Origin of the sequence: Psychrobium sp. nBUS_13, assembly GCF_051201665.1 — a bacterium.
In the GTDB taxonomy this organism is placed as follows: Bacteria; Pseudomonadota; Gammaproteobacteria; order Enterobacterales; family Psychrobiaceae; genus Psychrobium.
Map to the genome: position 1 here is coordinate 1,920,372 of NZ_CP179210.1, position 17,361 is coordinate 1,937,732.

Here is a 17,361-nt window from a genome sequence, read left to right on the forward strand (position 1 = left end):
TTACGCGTTACGCTGCGGACTCTTCTTCGAGGGAAGACTCACAATTGATTACCTTCTCCAGTAACGCGACATCATGAAATTGATCGAATTTCTTACCAACTTGCGCCATCGTTCCTACGTCGTTGAACCCTAGCCCTTTATGTAAATGCATCGACGCCTCATTTGGCAAAGTAACCCAAGCGTACGCACGGTGATAGTTATGCTGTTTAACGTTGGTTAGCAATTGACGATAAAGTGCACGACCAACACCTTTGATGTTGCAATTAGGGGCTTTATATACTGTTAGTTCTGTCGAACTTTCATACGCTTCTTTCAGTTTAAAGGCGCTGTTGTAGGCGAACCCTATAATAGTGTCGTCTTTGACGGCGACTAACAGCGTATGTCGTTTTTCTTTAAACACGGTTTGACACCATTGCAAGCGTTGAGAAATTGGCCAAGGTTCAACGTCAAAGGTGATGGCTGAATGTTCTATATAATGATTATAGATGGCATTAATAAAATACAAATCGCCAATTACCGCTTGTCTAATGGTAATCATAAAATAAGTCCCTTACTTTGTTCCGTGTTTATAACAGTCTGTTAGCCGTCAATTAAAATTCAAATGTTGACCAAATTGGTGCGTGATCAGATGGTTTCTCGATACCGCGTAATTCATAGTCAATGTCTGACTCGATGCAATACTGACTAAGATTCTCAGTGGCCAAAATGACATCAATACGCAGGCCGCGGTTATCGTCGAAACCACGTGAACGATAATCGAACCAGCTATAACGGTCGCTCGTTTCGGGGTGAAGTAAACGATAAGTATCGTCTAACCCCCAGCCTTTTAGACGCTCTAACCATTCTCGCTCTTCTGGTAAGAAACTACATTTGCCAGTGCGTAACCAACGTTTAGCGTTATCTGGACCAATACCAATATCAATGTCGAGCTGGTGAAATATTGATATCACCCATCACAATGACATTTTCATCGTTGGTGTGGTTTTTTTCCAAATAGTTTTGAAGATCTTGATAGAATTTTTCTTTCGCTGGGAATTTCGTTTCGTGATCGCGACTTTCACCTTGTGGAAAATAACCATTTAGAACACGAACTTTATTGCCTGCCGAGGTGGTGACTGTTGCCATGATCATACGACGTTGCGCATCTTCGGGATCATCTTCCCAACCATATTGAACATCTTCTACATCAAGGTTTGTCATCAAGGCAACACCATAGTGACCTTTTTGACCGTGATAAAATACTTTGTATCCCATCGCTTCAACGGCTTCTAATGGAAACTGTGGGTTATCCACTTTGATTTCTTGCAAGCCAATAATGGCTGGCTGATGTTTGGTGATCAAGGCTTCTAACTGGTGGAGTCTTGCACGTAGGCCATTAATGTTGAACGATATCGCTTTCATAAAAACTTCTTATTAATTATTTATTCGGGGTGCCATGAGCACCTTATTATTGTCAGTGATTTTATCCCAATGACCGATTACAGCAATAAAAATCTCTATTATTCAATGAAAAAAGAGAGTTGCGAACGTGGATTGAGATAATTTTTAATATGTTGCTCTACACTACGTGGCGATAAGGCCGACTCTATCGTTACCGATTCCGCGCTAAGGTCGATAATGGCGGCTTCATCTCGTGGTACTTTTTCATCAAATACCATTACACTTGGCACCAGTAATTTTGCGGTGTTGACGGTAATCACTATTCCCGTTTGGCCGTTATTTAACGCCACTAACGTACCCGGCGGATAAATGCCAAGTGATTTAATAAAAGCGCTAAGTTGTTTTGCATTAAATTGCTTTTTTCTCATCATAGGGATAGCAAAGTTTTTCGTACATATTCACCATAGATACAATGAGCGAATGAGGATGAAGCTTGTCTTCTTTTAGCCCTTTGGGGAAACCGGAGCCATCGGCAAACTCATGGTGTTCTTGAATTAATTGTTTAACGTCATCGTTGACACTAGGTACATTGTTTAGAAACTCAATAGAATATTCTGGGTGTTTTTCTATAACGAACTTTCGCTTAGCTGGGCTGACGTCTTTATTGGTATAAAACTGACTGGGAATCTTTAATTTTCCAATATCATGCAATAACCCTGCAGTGCCAAGGTTACTAATTTGTGCTGGCGATAGTCCCAGTTTCTTGCCAATCATCATTGATAACATACACACAGAAATTGCGTGTTGATGGCTATCCATATCATCTCTGTCGTCGCCAACTAAATGAAGGATTAAGTCATCTTTTTCTAGCAGTGCTTTAGTCATCGTAGCCATCACTACTTGCGCTTCGTCAATGGCCAACAGAGGACGAGATTGAATTTTTGATGTTAATGAACGAACCCGCCCAAGTGCGTTCTGATAGGCTTTTTCGCATTCTTTGATTGCACGGCGATGTTGTTGCATCGCTAGAATTTGTTGTTCTTTATCCCCTAATTTGTTTTTAAGTAAAGTAGTGTCTTGAACTGTGTCAATAATGGCGGGGCTTTCGCTTTCATTGACTGGTAAAGGGTCGGCTGTACTTTTACTTGGTATTGCATAAACATGAGGAATCTTAGCCTGACGTAACAAGGTTATTTGATTCTCAGAGGTAATTTTAAATTGATTAAACATAAAAGGGTGCGCGTTCCAGCGCACCGGTAGCTTAATGTAACACCAACCTGTAATCGAACAACAGAAAGCTTAATGCTTGCAGAGTTATCTTTCATTGGATCCTAAGCAGGTAGTACTTTCTTAAAAGGTTTTACGATAACGCTTTCATAAACGCCCGCAGTCACATATGGATCGATATCAGCCCATGTTTGAGCATCTACTAAACTATCAAATTCAGCGACGACCAGAGAGCCGCTGAATCCTGCTTGACCAGGATCTTCACTATCAATTGCGGGAGTAGGACCAGCAATGAGTAGTCTGCCTTGTGATTGTAAGTCATTAAGACGCGCTAAATGATCTGGACGTGCAGCAAGGCGCTTTTCAAGGCTATTTGCAACATCCGTTGCATGTATCATATACCACATGGATATTTTCCTATTTCTGTTGTTGGGCGTCGTCGTCATTTGGCATGTATTTATACAGATAAACACCAGAACAAATAAACATAACGAAGGTTAAGATGGTTAAACCAAAGACTTTAAAGTTGACCCACGTATCAAGGGGAAGATTAAACGCGATCCAAAAGTTTAAGACACCGGCAAAAGCACAGGTAAATGCCCAGCCAAAGGTCAAGTTTCGCCAAACAGCGTCAGGGGCGTCAATCTCTTTACCCATAAATTTCTTTGGAATAGATTGACCAATAAATTGATAACCCAATAATACCAATGCAAAAATGCCATAAATAATTGATGGCTTAAGCTTGATGAAATTATCATCATGGAAATACAGTGTCAGTGCCCCAAATAATGTCACAACGGCAAACACTACCCAGTTTTGGCGTGGAATTTTCTTAAACAGAATCTGTAGTAATATCAATTGTAATACACTGGCTCCGATCAAAACGGCGGTAGCGGTATAAACGTCAAACAGATAGTAACTAATAAAAAATGCAAGTAAGGGAAAATATTCGAGGAAATGCTTCATATATAATTAGTGGGGCTCAATACGTATAATAACTTTGAACCATTGTAATCAAACTACAAGTCAATTGTCATTATAAAAATGGCCAATAATCATTGGCCATTAATTCTGTAGCTTAAAAGGTTGCTGCTTTCATTGTGCTAATGAATGCCGTTAACTCGTTGAGCATCGCATCATTGTTGTCGAGGTTTCTCTCAATAATCTTTACTACCGCTGAACCACTAATAATGCCATCAGCTCCTGATGCTAATCCTTGTTTGGCGTCATCAGGTGTAGAAATACCAAAACCAAGCAAGAGTGGCGGCGAGTTATGATGCTTTAACGTATCGATTAAATGCGTAACTGGCATTTTGACTTTTGACTCGGTACCTGTTACTCCAGCACGGCTGAGTAGGTAAGTATAACCTTCACTTTGCTCTGCGACTGCTTGTAGCGTTTGAGGGCTGCCATTTGGTGGCGCAATGTAAATTGATTGAATACCAGCGGCGGTTGCAGCTGCTTTAAACGGCGCGCTTTCTCGAATGGGGACATCGGCAATGAGTACAGAATCCACACCAGCACTAGCGCATTTATCAAAGAACGACTCGATACCATTACTGGCCACTAAGTTAACATACAACAGTAGGCCAATCGGCGTTGTTGGGTGTTTTTCTCGAATTTTTTCGATGATGTCAAAGCAAGTATCTGGGGTTGTACCAGCATCAAGCGCCCGCTCACTGGCCGCTTGAATTGTTGGACCGTCTGCGCTTGGATCTGAAAACGGAATGCCGAGTTCTAATGCATCAGCACCAGCATTAACTAAGGTATCAATAACTGCTAATGATTGTTGTGGGTTAGGGTCGCCAATCACAACAAAAGGAACGAAGGCACCTTCTTTTTTGTTCTTCAATGCCGTGAATAAATCGTGGTATCTATTAGTCATTAGCTAATCCTCGTTCTTCTAAAATGCTGGTTACGTGGGCGAGATCTTTGTCGCCACGTCCAGATAAATTAACCAATAATGTTGTTGCTTGGGTTGCGGTCTCTGCTAGTTTATAGGCATACGCGAGTGCATGAGATGACTCAAGCGCCGGAATAATACCTTCCGTACGTGCTAAACGCTGAAAAGCTTCTAGTGCTTCGTCATCAGTTACAGACTCATAACTTGCGCGTCCAGTCGCTGCCAAATGTGCATGTTGAGGACCAACACCCGGATAATCTAATCCAGCTGACACCGAGTATGATTCTTCGATTTGGCCATCACTATCTTGCATTAAATACGTATATGTACCGTGGATAATACCTTTGCGTCCTTTACCAATAGTCGCGCCATGATGTCCGCTGTCTAAACCTTTACCTGCCGGCTCAACACCAATCAGTGCAACATCTTTCTCATCGATAAAATCATTAAACATACCAATCGCATTTGATCCGCCACCAACACAAGCAATAACAGCATCTGGTAAAGATCCCTCAGCGGCTAAAATTTGCTGCTTAGCCTCTTCACCGATCATCTTTTGGAACTCACGCACTAATGTTGGAAACGGATGAGGGCCCGCCGCCGTGCCGAGTAAATAGTGTGATTCTTCATAGCTTGCTGACCAATCGCGCAGCGCTTCGTTTACGGCATCTTTTAACGTGCCGCTACCTGCGGTGACTGGAATGACTTCCGCGCCCATTAGTTTCATGCGAAAAACATTAGGTTGTTGACGTTCACAATCTTTAGCGCCCATGTAAATACGTGCCTTTAACCCTAATAGTGCACAGGCTAGGGCAGTCGCAACACCATGCTGGCCTGCGCCTGTTTCTGCGATGATATGATTTTTACCCATGCGCTTGGCCAAGAGCGCTTGGCCCAATACCTGATTTGTCTTATGGGCACCGCCATGTAATAAGTCTTCGCGTTTTAAATAGATTTTCACTAACGGATTTGGACTAAAGCGACTGGTTAATGTTAATGCCGTTGGTCTGCCTGCGTAGTTTTTTAATAAATCAGTAAATTCTTTTTGAAAATCAGCGTCAGTCTGACTGTCAATAAATGCCTGCTCAAGTTGCTCTAGGGCTGGCACCAAGATTTCAGGAACGAACATGCCGCCGAAATCACCAAAATAGGGAGAAGTATTGCTCATTGTAAAATCCTAATATTGTCTAATTTGTTGCATCAATTGCTTAATTTTTACTAAATCTTTAACGCCGGGGCTAGTTTCAACACCTGAGTTGACATCTAAGCCCATAAAACCGCTGTGCGCAGCAAGCTTTATGTTATCGGGGGTTAAGCCACCAGCCAGCATGGCCTGTTGTTTTAATGATTGGGGTACTAGCTCCCAATCGAAGCTTTCACCGGTGCCGCCAAACTGGACGCTGTGATCGTTAACAACGGCACTGTCAATCAATAATCTGTCTGCTTGCGTAGTATCGACATCATTGAGTTTGTCGCTGCGACACGCTTGCCATATTTGGGTATTAGGTAACAGCTCTCTTAGTGCGTTTATGTAGTCATTGTCTTCACTGCCGTGTAGTTGCACCACATCTAAATCTAACTCGTTTGCAATAGCGACCAAGTTGTCGATTGGCTCATTAACAAATACGCCAACGAATTTTAAGTTAACGTTTTCTTTGACCTGTTTCGCATGCTCTGGCGTTACATATCGTGGTGAATTGGGCGCAAAAATTAATCCACCATAGACGGCACCAGCTGCCGCCACACCATGCGCAGTGGCATTATCTGTTAATCCACAAATCTTGGTATGGCCGTAGATTAATTCTCGGCACGCTAAATCGAGATCTGGCTGGCTCATTAACGAGCTGCCTACTAAAAAACCATCAGCAAAAGGCGCTAACTCCGCAATTTGTTGATGCGTGCTAATGCCAGACTCACTGATCACGATGCGATCGCTACCAATCTTAGGTGCAAATAATTTAGTGGTATTTAAATCGATTGATAAATCGCGTAAATCACGGTTATTTATGCCGATGATTTTTGCGTCCAGTTCAATGGCACGCGCTAATTCTTCTTCATTACTCACTTCAGTCAAAATATCCATTTCAAACGTGGCTGCAACAGCCGCTAATTCACGATATTTGTCATCATCAAGCACTGACAGCATTAATAAAATAGCATCGGCGCCCATATAACGAGCAAGATGAATTTGGTATTGGTCAATAAAGAAATCTTTATTGATGATTGGCTGCGACAACAATTGACGCACTTCCTTGACGTATTCAAAAGCCCCTTGAAAGTAGGTTTCGTCTGTTAACACCGAAACGGCTGCGGCGTAATGCTGATAAGCACCGCAAATCTCATTTAAGTTAAAATCATCTCTAATGAGTCCCTTTGATGGTGAGGCTTTCTTACATTCTAAAATGTAACTGGCATTATCACCACTAAGTGCGTCATACATGCTGCGCTGGGAAGGCGCTAAGCCTTTGATAATTTCATCTGCTGGATAGCGTTCTTGTAATTGGGCAATTTGCGCCGGTTTATCTGCGACGATTTTATCCAAAACGGTTCCGGTAATTCTTAAACCATCGATTAGTTGTTGCTGCGTACTCATTACTTGAATTCCTTACTTGCGGCGGCTAATTGCTCAACTATTTTATAAGGTGCGCCAGAGCGAATACTATTGAGTGCAACTTCCACTCCCGATTTAATACTTGCCGCTTTACCGGTGAGATAAAGCGTAGCGGCTACGTTTACTGCAACGGCGCATTCATGGGCCGGTTGACCTTTACCTTGTAATAAGTCAGTGATGAGGCGGGCATTTTCTTTGGCATCACCACCTGTTAGTGACGACAATGGATATGGCTCGATGCCAAGCTCTTTAGGTGTCACTTGAAAAATGGTGACTTCACCGTCTTTTAATTCGGCAATATCTGTTGGTCCGTGGATGGCCATCTCATCTAGGCCACTGCCATTAACGACAAGTGCGCGCTCAACTCCGGTCTGTTTAAGGGTATAAGCGATGGGCTTAATCAGTGCCTTGTCATAAACCCCCATCAGTTGTCTATCAGGCGCAGCAGGGTTAATCATTGGGCCTAATACATTAAAGATAGTCCGGGTTTTTAGTGCTTGGCGCACAGGAACAGCGAATCTAACACCTTGATGATATTGAACAGCAAATAAAAAACACAAGTTGTAGTTGTCTAAGCAGTCGCGAGATTGTTGTGGCGACATATCAAGTTTGATACCAAGGGCTTCAAGTAAATCCGCAGAGCCTGATTTACTCGACACACTGCGATTGCCATGTTTGGCAACTTTCACACCGCAGGCGGCGCTGACAAAAGCGCTCGCGGTAGAAATATTAATGGTATTAGAGCCATCGCCGCCTGTGCCACAGCTATCAATGAATGAATAATCAGGGCGCGGGAAAGCTAATGCAGCGTCTTTGAGTGCTAATACAGCACCTGCAAATTCGTCACTTGTTTCGCCTTTAATTTTTAGCGCGCTAAGTAGGGCGCTGAGCATAATGGGTTCAACATCGCCCGCCACTATTTGCGCGAACAGCGCTTGAGATTGCTCAGTTGTTAAATCTTCACCGGCATAAAGTTGCTCAAGTAATTGATGAATCATACGTGCTCCTTACTATTGATCAGGTGAGTTAATGATTGAACCAGTAATGCCTCACCGCCAAGCGTTAAAATTGATTCTGGATGAAACTGAAATCCGATAATGGTATGGGAATCATCCATGACTGACATCACGATGTCATTGGTTGTGGCAAGTACATTCAAACCGGCAGGCATGGTAGTTGCCATTAATGAATGATAACGAGCGACTGGCATAGGGTTAATTAGTCCTTTAAAAGGCCCTTGATCGTTATGGGCTATTTCTGATGATTTACCGTGAACTGTCTGTGGTGCAAGGCCGATTACACCGCCAAAAGATTGCACGATAGCTTGATGACCTAAGCAAATTCCTAGCATTGGAATATTATTACGGCATTTATTAACCAGCTCAACTAAGCATCCGGCATCACTTGGTGTACCAGGACCCGGTGATAGGACTAATACTGGGCTCAACTCACTGTGATTCATTTGTTCGATAATAAAATCAGCGTCGATGTCGTTGCGATAAACCGTTACTTTGACGCCCATGACACGAAATTGGTCTACTAAGTTATAGGTAAATGAGTCGAAGTTATCTAATAGAAAAACGTGACACTGTTCAAGACTAAGCATGACAACCTCCTTGTGCGCTTATCGCGCTGATAACAGCTTGCGCTTTGGCGCGTGTTTCATCGGCCTCAGCTTGAGGATCCGAATCAAAAACCACGCCAGCACCTGCTTGAATAGTTGCTACGCCGTTTTGGACAAATGCAGAGCGAATAACGATACAGGTATCCATATCGCCGTGACTATTAATATAACCAACGGCGCCGCCGTAACTGCCACGTCGTTGCTGTTCGACATCGCGGATCAGTGTCGATGCTTTTATCTTTGGTGCACCAACGAGGGTACCCATATTCATACAGGCTTGATAGGCGTGAAGGGCGTCCAAATCATGACGTAATTGCCCAACGACGCGAGATACCAAATGCATGACGTGAGAATAGCGGTCAACCTTTAATAATTCGGCGACTTTTCGTGTTCCTGCTTCACTGATACGAGCGACATCATTACGAGCAAGGTCGACTAGCATAATGTGTTCGGCGAGTTCTTTTTTATCAAGGCGTAAATCAAGCTCTAAACGACCATCTAAATCATCATTAATGGAACCGTCACTGTTGATTCCGCGCCGTCTTGTTCCTGCAATGGGATACACTTCCACTTGATTCGACTCTGTTTCATATTTAAGTGCGCTTTCTGGCGATGCTCCGAATAAGCAAAATTCACTGTCTTTTATATAAAACATATAAGGCGACGGATTTGTGCGTTTTAACTCTACATAGGCTGCTAATGGATTAGGACAGGGCAGTGAAAACGCCCGTGAGGGGACAACTTGAAATATATTACCACTGATAATCTGTTGTTTTAACGTATTAACCGTATCGATAAAAGTCGCGTCATCAATATTGACTGATACCGGTGTGGTGACTGGCGCGCCTTTGATGGCTTGCGGTTCAAATGATTCGATATGTTCTAGAAGCTGCTGATGTTTAGTGCCAATGTCGGCGCTGTCGCTAAACTGTTGAGACACTAATGTCGCTGTTTGGTTTTGATGATCTAACATCACGGCATCTTCTATGACATAGAATACAAAGTCCGGACACTGATTTACACCATCGGCAACGGGCGGTAAAGATTCAATGCTCGCTATCATGTCATACGCAAATGTCCCGGCAATATAGCGATTCGTGTCGTGCTCATCCTGACTTAAAAGTGTATTTAAAGCACGCAGTGCGCTAAACGGTGAAGTGGCTTGTAATCGCGTGTCTTGACACAATGTCTGACTCGGATGTGGAAAAAAGAGTGTTAAGGTATCTGGTTCACTCTCTTTAACAAATGCGGAAAAATGTTGGGCTAACGGGTCAATCAGTGATCGACCGTTATCATTTAACGCGTTAAAGGAAACCTCACGATCATGACAGACGATCTTGAGTGCACTGCGCAGTAATAACAAACTTTGCATATCGTCTTTTGAATCAATTTCACTTGATTCGAGTAACATGACGTTATCAATGTTGTGAGTTAATGCAGCGAATAGCTCAGTAGGCTGTTGCCTGTATTTACAATCTGTTTTAATTATGGTGCTTTTTATCATTTTTATTCACTACGTTAAATTTGCTTAATTCGCGAATTTTTAATTTTTGCTGATCGCTGAAATAAAAAAACCCGCTGTTAGAGCGGGTTTTCAATGTTGTTTGTTTTATTTTTACACAACCACTGTCTAAGCCCGCGAAGAATTCACGCGCCACCACCAAATATTTGTAAGGATAGTCTGGTTAAATTGTTGCATAATAGACACTAGTTTCAATTCTCAGTATAAATCGTTGATTATTAATTGTGTTTAGACCAAAAAATAAACAAGTTATGTGCTGTCTGGCCAAATCGTGGCTATAGAATTTAATAAATATACGTTGTTGTCAAGCATCTATTTTAGATGCTTGATAAAAAGTTAAGGTTTTCTACTCAATGATATTCGATTTACACTGTCATAGCACCGTTTCCGACGGAAAACTCACTCCTAAAGAATTGCTGGAGCGCGCTGTTGATAAGGGCGTTGACGTATTAGCCTTAACTGATCACGATACGACCGATGGTATTCCCTTAGTTCAAAAAGAAATAGACGATAACGAATTAGCTATTAAGTTAATTTCCGGTGTCGAAATTTCAACATGCTGGGAAAATAAAGATATTCATATTGTTGGGCTTAATTTCGACCGAAACCATCCTGCAATGAAGGAATATCTCGCTAATCAAAGTATTATTCGAGAAGAACGTGCCCAAGAAATTGGTCGTCGTGTTGAGAAAACCAAACTCATCGACAATGTTTATCAAGGCGCTAAAGCGATTGCTGGTGAGGGACAGATTGGCCGAGGCCACATCGCCCGCTTTATGATTGAGCAAGGCATGGTTAAAGACAATGCCCAAGCATTTAAAAAATACTTAGCGCGCGGAAAGGTTGGCTATGTGCCAAGCCCATGGCCAGACATGAAATCGGCTATTGATGTCATCCATCAAGCAGGCGGACAAGCCATTCTTGCTCATCCTATGGGATACAAGTTGTCAGGCAAGTGGTTACGCAAGCTTACTATTGCATTTAAGGGAGCTGGTGGCGATGGGCTTGAAGCCGCTGGTTGTCAATTGGCACCGCCACACCGTCAACATTTGGCAGCGTTAGCCCAAGAGTACGATTTGTTAGGATCAAGTGGCAGTGATTTTCATTTTCCATCAAGTTGGATAGAGTTAGGCCGCAGCCTATATTTTGCAAAGGGCGTGACGCCCATTTGGTCTTTGTGGCCAGACTACGAACACGTCAGTTAACCGGAAGGAAAATTATGAGTCAGTATTTCTATATTCATCCTGATAACCCTCAACAGCGCTTGATCAAGCAGGCCGTGGACATTATTGAAAAGGGTGGCGTTGTAATTTATCCAACGGATTCAGGCTACGCAATTGGCTGTCAGCTTGATAATAAAAGCGCCTTAGAGAAAGTGTGTAAGGTTCGTGAGATTGATAAAGCACATAACTTCACGTTGATGTGCAGTGATCTATCGCAAATCTCTCAGTACGCGAAGTATGACAATCAGTGTTTTCGTGCACTTAAGCATGCGACGCCAGGTCCTTATACATTTATCTTCCGCGCCACACGCGATGTGCCAAAAAGAGTTCAAAACCCAAAACGAAAGACAATAGGATTACGTGTTCCAGATAACCATATTGCCCATGCATTGTTAGAGCAACTGGGTGAACCTATTTTATCGACATCGCTAATTTTACCCGGTGAAGTAGTCACAGAATCAGATCCTGAAGATATACGTGCCAAACTAGAAAAGTATGTTGATCTTATTATCGACGGCGGTCATTTAGGCGAGCAAGTAACCACCGTTATAGATATGTCAGATGGGCCTTTTGTGATTGTACGTGAAGGGGCGGGCGATCCGTCAATGTTTGTCTAGAGATTGCATGATGAGCGAAACGGACACTAACATCGAAAAACCCATTGCACTCGTTGCCGGAAAGCCAGTGGCTAAGCAGCCGACCGATCTCTTTATACCGCCAGATGCATTGCAGGTTTTTCTGTCTGCATTTGAAGGGCCATTGGATTTACTGTTATATCTGATCCGAAAGCACAAATTCGATATTTTGAACCTACCGATCAGTAAGATTACCGATCAATATATGGAATATGTTGATTTAATGAAGGAATTAAACCTTGATCTGGCCGCCGAGTACCTACTGATGGCTGCGATATTGGCGCAGATAAAATCAAAAATGCTGTTGCCTGTTCAAGCTGAGATTGAAGATGAAGAATCAGATCCTCGTGCTGACTTGGTACAACGTTTGAAAGAATATGAAAGTTATAAACAAGCCGCATTAGACATTGACGCATTACCCAGGATTGATCGAGACCACTTTGCTGCGTCTGCGGCAAAGGCAGACAATTTAGCAAGTGATTCGGTGCTTAGTGAAGTAACCATAAAAGATTTAAGCCATGCATTTACACAAGTGATGAAAAATATACAAGCTAACGTTCATCACCATATCCAACGAGAGTCTTTGTCAACTCGGGCCCGTATGAGCGAAATATTATCGCAACTTAATAATCAAAACAGCTTGATGTTTTGGCAGTTGTTTAAAAGTGATGAAGGACGTGCTGGCGCCGTTGTTTCTTTCTTGGCGATTCTTCAATTATGTAAAGAACATTTGATTGGGATAGCGACGACAGACAAAGTCGAAGATCTCAATGTTTTTTTACTAGAAACCCAAACCGAAGCGGCGGAGTAGTATTATATGGCTAACAAAGAAGTCAAGCAGTTGATTGAAGCCGCATTATTTGCCTTTAACAAGCCAATGACAGTGAAAATGCTGCGGGATAGTGTATTATCCCCCCTCAAATTATCAAAGAACGATATCAACCCAATTCTCATTGAGTTGAAAGAAGATTATGAAGGTCGCGGTATTGAGTTAATTGAAACAGCAAAAGGCTTTAGTTTCGTGACTCGAGCGGCGTTAAGCGATCAGTTGTCGGTGTTATGGCAAGAGAAATCGCCACGTTATTCTCGAGCGTTATTAGAGACTTTGGCCTTAATTGCTTATAAACAACCGATTACGCGCGGGGAAATCGAACATCTGCGCGGTGTAGCAGTAAGTAGTAACATTATGAAAACCTTGATGGAAAGGGACTGGGTAAAGATTGTTGGTCAAAAAGACGTTCCTGGCAAACCCTCTATCTATGGCACCACTAAGGATTTCTTACATTATTTTGGACTAACCTCCTTGGCACAATTGCCAGAATTAACAGAAAGTCAGCTTGAGACAGCACTAAGTGAACTTGAGCAGCAATAGGTATTCCCATGAGTGAAAAATTACAAAAAGTATTAGCCCGTGCCGGTCAAGGTTCGCGTCGTGAATTAGAAAAAGCAATCGGTGAAGGCCGAGTTAGTGTTAATGGCAACGTTGCTAAACTAGGCGCACGCGTCGAAGTTGCTGACACCATTAGACTTGATGGCATTTTGGTAAACACTGAGGAATCTGAGCAACAGATCTGTCGTGTAATTGCCTACCATAAACAAGAAGGTGAGTTATCTACACGTAAGGATCCGGAAGGGCGCGATACGGTATTTGATCGTCTACCAAAACTTCGCAATAGCCGTTGGATAGCTATCGGTCGTTTGGATACAAATACGTCAGGTCTGATGTTATTTACGACGGACGGTGAACTAGCGAACCGTTTAACACGCTCTAAGCGCGAGATTGAACGTGAATACGCCGTACGTACTTTTGGTGAAGTGCTAGACAAAAATATTCAGCATTTACGAGCAGGTATTGAATTAAAAGACGAAGGTAAAATTAACTTCGAAAAAGTTAAATTACAGCAAGGTGAAGGCCTTAACCGCTGGTTCCATTGTATCTTAAACAAAGGACGTGACAGAACGGTTCGTCAGATGTGGGAACATGAAGAAATCCAGATCAGCCGACTAATTCGTTTACGTTACGGTAATATTGCATTAGAAAAATCGTTACCTCGTGGCGGTTGGCAGGATCTCGAACTCCCTCAGGTTAATTACTTAAGAGAGTTAGCTGGGTTAGAAGCTGAAACGGAATCGTTTTTAGCGCTGCGAGAAGAGCACCGTAATAAAACGGCGCGTATTCGCCGTGCAGTGCGTAAACATCAGGCATTTAAAAAAGCGGATGAACAACGCGCTGGAAAGCCCGCAAAGAATCGAAACCATCGTCAAGGTCAGAAAAAGCGTACACGAATATAACGTTAAGATATAAAGAAACGCCGCTATTTAGCGGCGTTTTTGATTATGAGAGCAACACATTGAATTAGAATGAGTATTCTAATCCTGCGTAGTAGTAAGCACCATTGAAACCAAACGGCGCAGAGCGACGAGAGTAGGTGAACACACCTGGGCTACTCACTATTTGACTGCCACTGCCGTCAACGATAGTTCCAGTACGAGAATTACCAATTTCATTTTCATCTGGATAAACATCGAAGATATTATTACCGCCGATGTTTACTGACATATTTTCATTAATTTGGTATTTAACCCGTATATCCGTTAACACCTCAGCACCAAAGGTTTGGCGTCCACCATCTGTGACTGTATATTCGCCATAGCGATTAAACGCAAGATTTACTGACAAATCATCGTACGTATAAAGAGCACTGACACTAATACGATCTTTTGGCTGCCATTCTTCGATAATTGAAATATCCTGCTCAGAGAATATGTCGCTTGGATCGATGTCACCTAACGCACTGTTTGCTGGCGTAAATACTTTAGCAACTTCAGTATCTGTAAAGTTAGCTGCGAACGTTAGATTTAAATCGCCACCAGCCATTTCTGTATTCCATGTGGTGATGATGTCGAAACCTTTGGTCTCAGTATCAGCGCCGTTTAGGAAAAACTGACCAGCGCCAGCGCCAGCAGCCGTTAGTGCGTTATCTAGCGTATTTGACAAGCCGTAACCCAGTTTATTACTGATAACAATGCGATCATCGATATCTATCGTGTAATAATCGATAGTGACATTAATATCATCAGTTACACCCCAAACCGCACCAATACTAAAGTTGGTTGACTCTTCTTCTTTGAGCTCTGGAATACCGATTGATTGTGCTAACACACTATCATTTCTGAATGTGCCGATTTGTACAGCAATTTGATCGCCTGCTGGATCGGCGGGGTTATCGATAAACTGTGTACTAATGTTATTGAAGTACAATTGCTGCATAGACGGTGCTCTAAAGCCGGTACTTACCGCGCTTCGTAACGCGAAGTCGTCAGTAATAGACCAGTTAGCGGCTAATTTAAAATTGGTACTGTCACCAAATCCTTCATAATCATCATAACGGATAGCACCATTAATGATGATATTATCGTTAAGCTCGGTTTCCATATCAACATAGAACGAAATAACGTCGCGTGTTTCGTCTACCTCTGATAGTGGACCTATGCCGCCGAACCCTTGAGTACCGGCACTGCGATCTGTTGCATATAAGCTTTGACCAGCTTCGGTATCATAGTCACGGTATGAATATTCATCACCAGCATTCACTGTATACCAGTCGCTTCGCATTTCCGCGCCCATAGCCAGTTCTAGCGCATCATAACTTACTGTGTAATCTAAGTTAATAGTCTGTAGAGCAAGTTCAAGCCCGTAAGCTGTTGCTTCACGAGGCACTGTTGCACGGATTTCATCAGCAGATAATGTTGATGTATAACGCAATGAGTTTGCAAAAGATGAATTAATCGTATCGCTGGTGACATAATCAATTTTGTTCTGACCGTAGGTATACGACAGATCTAAACTCGAGTCATTGTCAAACTCAGTGGTGTAACCGAAGTTGTAAGAGATGTCATTTATATCAGAATTGATTTTTGGTAAGAAGCCAGCAGATATAGTCGCGTCGCCGTCTTGAAGCGGTGCGTTACCGCCGTTGTTAGCATTGTGACGGAAGAAAGCGGCCGACTCGTTATCACGTTTTGAATAAGTAATAAATCCGTAAAGCTCGCCAGGACCCAGTTCATAAGCTGTGTTAATGGTTAGGGCAAATTGTTGTGAATCTGCGTCACCAATTCTAAATGTTTCACGGGTCGCCGTTGCCTCACGCGGATCGCCAGCGACTTTCGCGCCGTTTGCACCATCGGTACAGCCTGAGAACTGACAAGAACCATGAAGTCCAGCGCGATTGGTTGTACCGCGATCGCGAACATTAAGGGTTGTGTTTAGATAACCGCTATCGCCTAGTGCAAAACCTTTTGAAACGTCAAGATTCGTACTTTCACCGTCACCCTCACTATGCTGACCATAAGTAAGCCCAACTTTACCACCCTCATCTTCATCATTTAAGACGATATTGATTACACCAGCAATGGCATCAGAGCCATATTGCGCTGCTGCGCCGTCACGCAATACTTCGATCCGTTTAATTGCAGAGGCTGGAATCGCATTCATATCGGTGCCTGCGGTACCACGACCTACTGATGTATTTATGTGAATCAGGCTCGCTTGGTGACGACGTTTACCATTTATCAGAACAAGCGTTTGGTCAGGCCCTAAGCCGCGTAACGTAGCAGGACGCAGAGCGTCAGTACCATCACTAATGGCAGATGTTGAGAAGTTAAATGAAGGTGCAATGGCTTGTAACATTTTGCCGACTTCGATTTGTCCGGTGTTTTGTAATGCTTCTTTTGACAAAATATCAACGGGTACAGGTAAATCATCTGCCGAACGTCCAGCAACACGACTACCTACGACGGTAATCGCTTCTGGTTTTTTCTCGGCTTGGGGTGTTTCTTCGGCTGCAATTGCCGACTGACCCGTGGCAAGTAGGGCAGGGATAAGTGCCGCAAGAGTTGTTTTTTTCATTGTTGCTATCTTCCTATCATCATTATTTATTTTAATGCTGATTTGATTTGAAGGATTAACAACAGCCATTAGACCTGAACCTTTAAGCAAAGCTTTCAATCCAGAATTCACACTGTAATAGCCCTTAAGGCCGCCTACATTATATTTGCTCACGACATCAAAGGAAAAGACGAACGTTCTATTCGTTGTTTTTCCAAAGGCTATAAGTGCTTTATCGGCACGTTGTTCACTAATATCAAATCGAATCAGTTCATCGGTTGCCATCGCTTTAACGCCAATTAGAATGCACAAAAGCAACAAGCTAATGGTCATAAATCGAAAGTTCGA

Annotated in this window: 17 protein-coding genes and 1 pseudogene; 5 read left to right on the top strand and 13 right to left on the bottom strand. The window is 42.8% G+C overall.

Annotated elements, in window-relative coordinates; all coding sequences use genetic code 11:
* Positions 1–7: 7 nt before the first annotated feature.
* The 12 genes and pseudogenes from ACMAZF_RS08690 to ACMAZF_RS08745 all read right to left on the bottom strand — a co-directional run bounded on the left by ACMAZF_RS08690 (position 8) and on the right by ACMAZF_RS08745 (position 10,249).
* Positions 8–538 carry a GNAT family N-acetyltransferase gene (locus tag ACMAZF_RS08690; RefSeq protein WP_435276964.1) on the bottom strand — a complete coding sequence of 177 codons (531 nt, stop codon included), beginning with the start codon at positions 536–538 and terminating at the stop codon, positions 8–10.
* Between the two features lie 52 nt (positions 539–590).
* Positions 591–1,401: pseudogene (gene xthA, locus ACMAZF_RS08695) on the bottom strand (exodeoxyribonuclease III).
* A 98-nt stretch (positions 1,402–1,499) separates the two neighbouring features.
* Positions 1,500–1,811, bottom strand: a complete 312-nt coding sequence (locus ACMAZF_RS08700; protein WP_435276965.1) for a hypothetical protein — start codon at positions 1,809–1,811, stop codon at positions 1,500–1,502.
* Positions 1,789–2,664 carry an HD-GYP domain-containing protein gene (locus ACMAZF_RS08705; RefSeq protein ID WP_435277214.1) on the bottom strand — a complete coding sequence of 292 codons (876 nt, stop codon included), beginning with the start codon at positions 2,662–2,664 and terminating at the stop codon, positions 1,789–1,791. The genes ACMAZF_RS08700 and ACMAZF_RS08705 overlap by 23 nt, the downstream gene beginning before the upstream one ends.
* Before the next feature lie 47 nt (positions 2,665–2,711).
* Positions 2,712–3,014, bottom strand: coding sequence for a YciI family protein (locus ACMAZF_RS08710; protein WP_435276966.1), 303 nt, complete (start codon positions 3,012–3,014; stop codon positions 2,712–2,714).
* Positions 3,015–3,024: 10 nt separating this feature from the next.
* On the bottom strand, positions 3,025–3,573 hold the full coding sequence (locus ACMAZF_RS08715) for a septation protein A (protein WP_435276967.1): 549 nt from the start codon (positions 3,571–3,573) through the stop codon (positions 3,025–3,027).
* A gap of 112 nt (positions 3,574–3,685) precedes the next feature.
* Positions 3,686–4,492 carry a tryptophan synthase subunit alpha gene (gene trpA, locus ACMAZF_RS08720; RefSeq protein ID WP_435276968.1) on the bottom strand — a complete coding sequence of 269 codons (807 nt, stop codon included), beginning with the start codon at positions 4,490–4,492 and terminating at the stop codon, positions 3,686–3,688.
* On the bottom strand, positions 4,485–5,678 hold the full coding sequence (trpB, locus tag ACMAZF_RS08725) for a tryptophan synthase subunit beta (protein ID WP_435276969.1): 1,194 nt from the start codon (positions 5,676–5,678) through the stop codon (positions 4,485–4,487). Before trpB ends, trpA begins: the two co-directional genes overlap by 8 nt.
* A gap of 9 nt (positions 5,679–5,687) precedes the next feature.
* Entirely contained in the window at positions 5,688–7,103 is a 1,416-nt protein-coding gene (gene trpCF, locus ACMAZF_RS08730) for a bifunctional indole-3-glycerol-phosphate synthase TrpC/phosphoribosylanthranilate isomerase TrpF (protein ID WP_435276970.1), read from the bottom strand.
* A complete protein-coding gene (trpD, locus tag ACMAZF_RS08735) occupies positions 7,103–8,119 on the bottom strand; it encodes an anthranilate phosphoribosyltransferase (RefSeq protein WP_435276971.1) in 1,017 nt (338 codons plus the stop codon). Before trpD ends, trpCF begins: the two co-directional genes overlap by 1 nt.
* Positions 8,116–8,727, bottom strand: coding sequence for an aminodeoxychorismate/anthranilate synthase component II (locus ACMAZF_RS08740; protein WP_435276972.1), 612 nt, complete (start codon positions 8,725–8,727; stop codon positions 8,116–8,118). Before ACMAZF_RS08740 ends, trpD begins: the two co-directional genes overlap by 4 nt.
* Positions 8,720–10,249, bottom strand: coding sequence for an anthranilate synthase component 1 (locus tag ACMAZF_RS08745; RefSeq protein ID WP_435276973.1), 1,530 nt, complete (start codon positions 10,247–10,249; stop codon positions 8,720–8,722). The genes ACMAZF_RS08740 and ACMAZF_RS08745 overlap by 8 nt, the downstream gene beginning before the upstream one ends.
* A 371-nt stretch (positions 10,250–10,620) precedes the next feature.
* On the opposite strand from ACMAZF_RS08745, the gene rnm reads away from it, so the two are divergent.
* Genes rnm through rluB form a run of 5 tightly spaced genes read left to right on the top strand, consistent with a single transcriptional unit; the run spans position 10,621 to position 14,417 of the window.
* Entirely contained in the window at positions 10,621–11,472 is an 852-nt protein-coding gene (rnm, locus tag ACMAZF_RS08750; RefSeq protein WP_435276974.1) for an RNase RNM, read from the top strand.
* Between the two features lie 14 nt (positions 11,473–11,486).
* On the top strand, positions 11,487–12,107 hold the full coding sequence (locus ACMAZF_RS08755) for an L-threonylcarbamoyladenylate synthase (protein WP_435276975.1): 621 nt from the start codon (positions 11,487–11,489) through the stop codon (positions 12,105–12,107).
* 7 nt (positions 12,108–12,114) lie between these two features.
* Positions 12,115–12,936, top strand: coding sequence for a segregation and condensation protein A (locus ACMAZF_RS08760; RefSeq protein ID WP_435276976.1), 822 nt, complete (start codon positions 12,115–12,117; stop codon positions 12,934–12,936).
* A gap of 6 nt (positions 12,937–12,942) precedes the next feature.
* A complete protein-coding gene (scpB, locus tag ACMAZF_RS08765) occupies positions 12,943–13,497 on the top strand; it encodes an SMC-Scp complex subunit ScpB (RefSeq protein WP_435276977.1) in 555 nt (184 codons plus the stop codon).
* Positions 13,498–13,505: 8 nt separating this feature from the next.
* Positions 13,506–14,417 carry a 23S rRNA pseudouridine(2605) synthase RluB gene (rluB, locus tag ACMAZF_RS08770; RefSeq protein WP_435276978.1) on the top strand — a complete coding sequence of 304 codons (912 nt, stop codon included), beginning with the start codon at positions 13,506–13,508 and terminating at the stop codon, positions 14,415–14,417.
* A 64-nt stretch (positions 14,418–14,481) separates the two neighbouring features.
* Here rluB and ACMAZF_RS08775 read toward each other — a convergent pair whose 3' ends face one another.
* Positions 14,482–17,346, bottom strand: coding sequence for a TonB-dependent receptor domain-containing protein (locus ACMAZF_RS08775; RefSeq protein WP_435276979.1), 2,865 nt, complete (start codon positions 17,344–17,346; stop codon positions 14,482–14,484).
* Positions 17,347–17,361: the final 15 nt, after the last annotated feature.

Excerpts from the sequence above, each read along its gene's own strand:
- ACMAZF_RS08760 (WP_435276976.1), top strand. The coding sequence starts at position 12,115 with ATGATGAGCGAAACGGACACTAACATCGAAAAACCCATTGCACTCGTT.
- trpA (WP_435276968.1), bottom strand. The coding sequence starts at position 4,492 with ATGACTAATAGATACCACGATTTATTCACGGCATTGAAGAACAAAAAA.
- trpCF (WP_435276970.1), bottom strand. The coding sequence starts at position 7,103 with ATGAGTACGCAGCAACAACTAATCGATGGTTTAAGAATTACCGGAACC.
- ACMAZF_RS08690 (WP_435276964.1), bottom strand. The coding sequence starts at position 538 with ATGATTACCATTAGACAAGCGGTAATTGGCGATTTGTATTTTATTAAT.
- scpB (WP_435276977.1), top strand. The coding sequence starts at position 12,943 with ATGGCTAACAAAGAAGTCAAGCAGTTGATTGAAGCCGCATTATTTGCC.
- ACMAZF_RS08755 (WP_435276975.1), top strand. The coding sequence starts at position 11,487 with ATGAGTCAGTATTTCTATATTCATCCTGATAACCCTCAACAGCGCTTG.
- rnm (WP_435276974.1), top strand. The coding sequence starts at position 10,621 with ATGATATTCGATTTACACTGTCATAGCACCGTTTCCGACGGAAAACTC.
- ACMAZF_RS08715 (WP_435276967.1), bottom strand. The coding sequence starts at position 3,573 with ATGAAGCATTTCCTCGAATATTTTCCCTTACTTGCATTTTTTATTAGT.
- trpB (WP_435276969.1), bottom strand. The coding sequence starts at position 5,678 with ATGAGCAATACTTCTCCCTATTTTGGTGATTTCGGCGGCATGTTCGTT.
- ACMAZF_RS08700 (WP_435276965.1), bottom strand. The coding sequence starts at position 1,811 with ATGATGAGAAAAAAGCAATTTAATGCAAAACAACTTAGCGCTTTTATT.
- ACMAZF_RS08745 (WP_435276973.1), bottom strand. The coding sequence starts at position 10,249 with ATGATAAAAAGCACCATAATTAAAACAGATTGTAAATACAGGCAACAG.
- ACMAZF_RS08775 (WP_435276979.1), bottom strand. The coding sequence starts at position 17,346 with ATGACCATTAGCTTGTTGCTTTTGTGCATTCTAATTGGCGTTAAAGCG.
- ACMAZF_RS08710 (WP_435276966.1), bottom strand. The coding sequence starts at position 3,014 with ATGTGGTATATGATACATGCAACGGATGTTGCAAATAGCCTTGAAAAG.
- ACMAZF_RS08740 (WP_435276972.1), bottom strand. The coding sequence starts at position 8,727 with ATGCTTAGTCTTGAACAGTGTCACGTTTTTCTATTAGATAACTTCGAC.
- rluB (WP_435276978.1), top strand. The coding sequence starts at position 13,506 with ATGAGTGAAAAATTACAAAAAGTATTAGCCCGTGCCGGTCAAGGTTCG.
- trpD (WP_435276971.1), bottom strand. The coding sequence starts at position 8,119 with ATGATTCATCAATTACTTGAGCAACTTTATGCCGGTGAAGATTTAACA.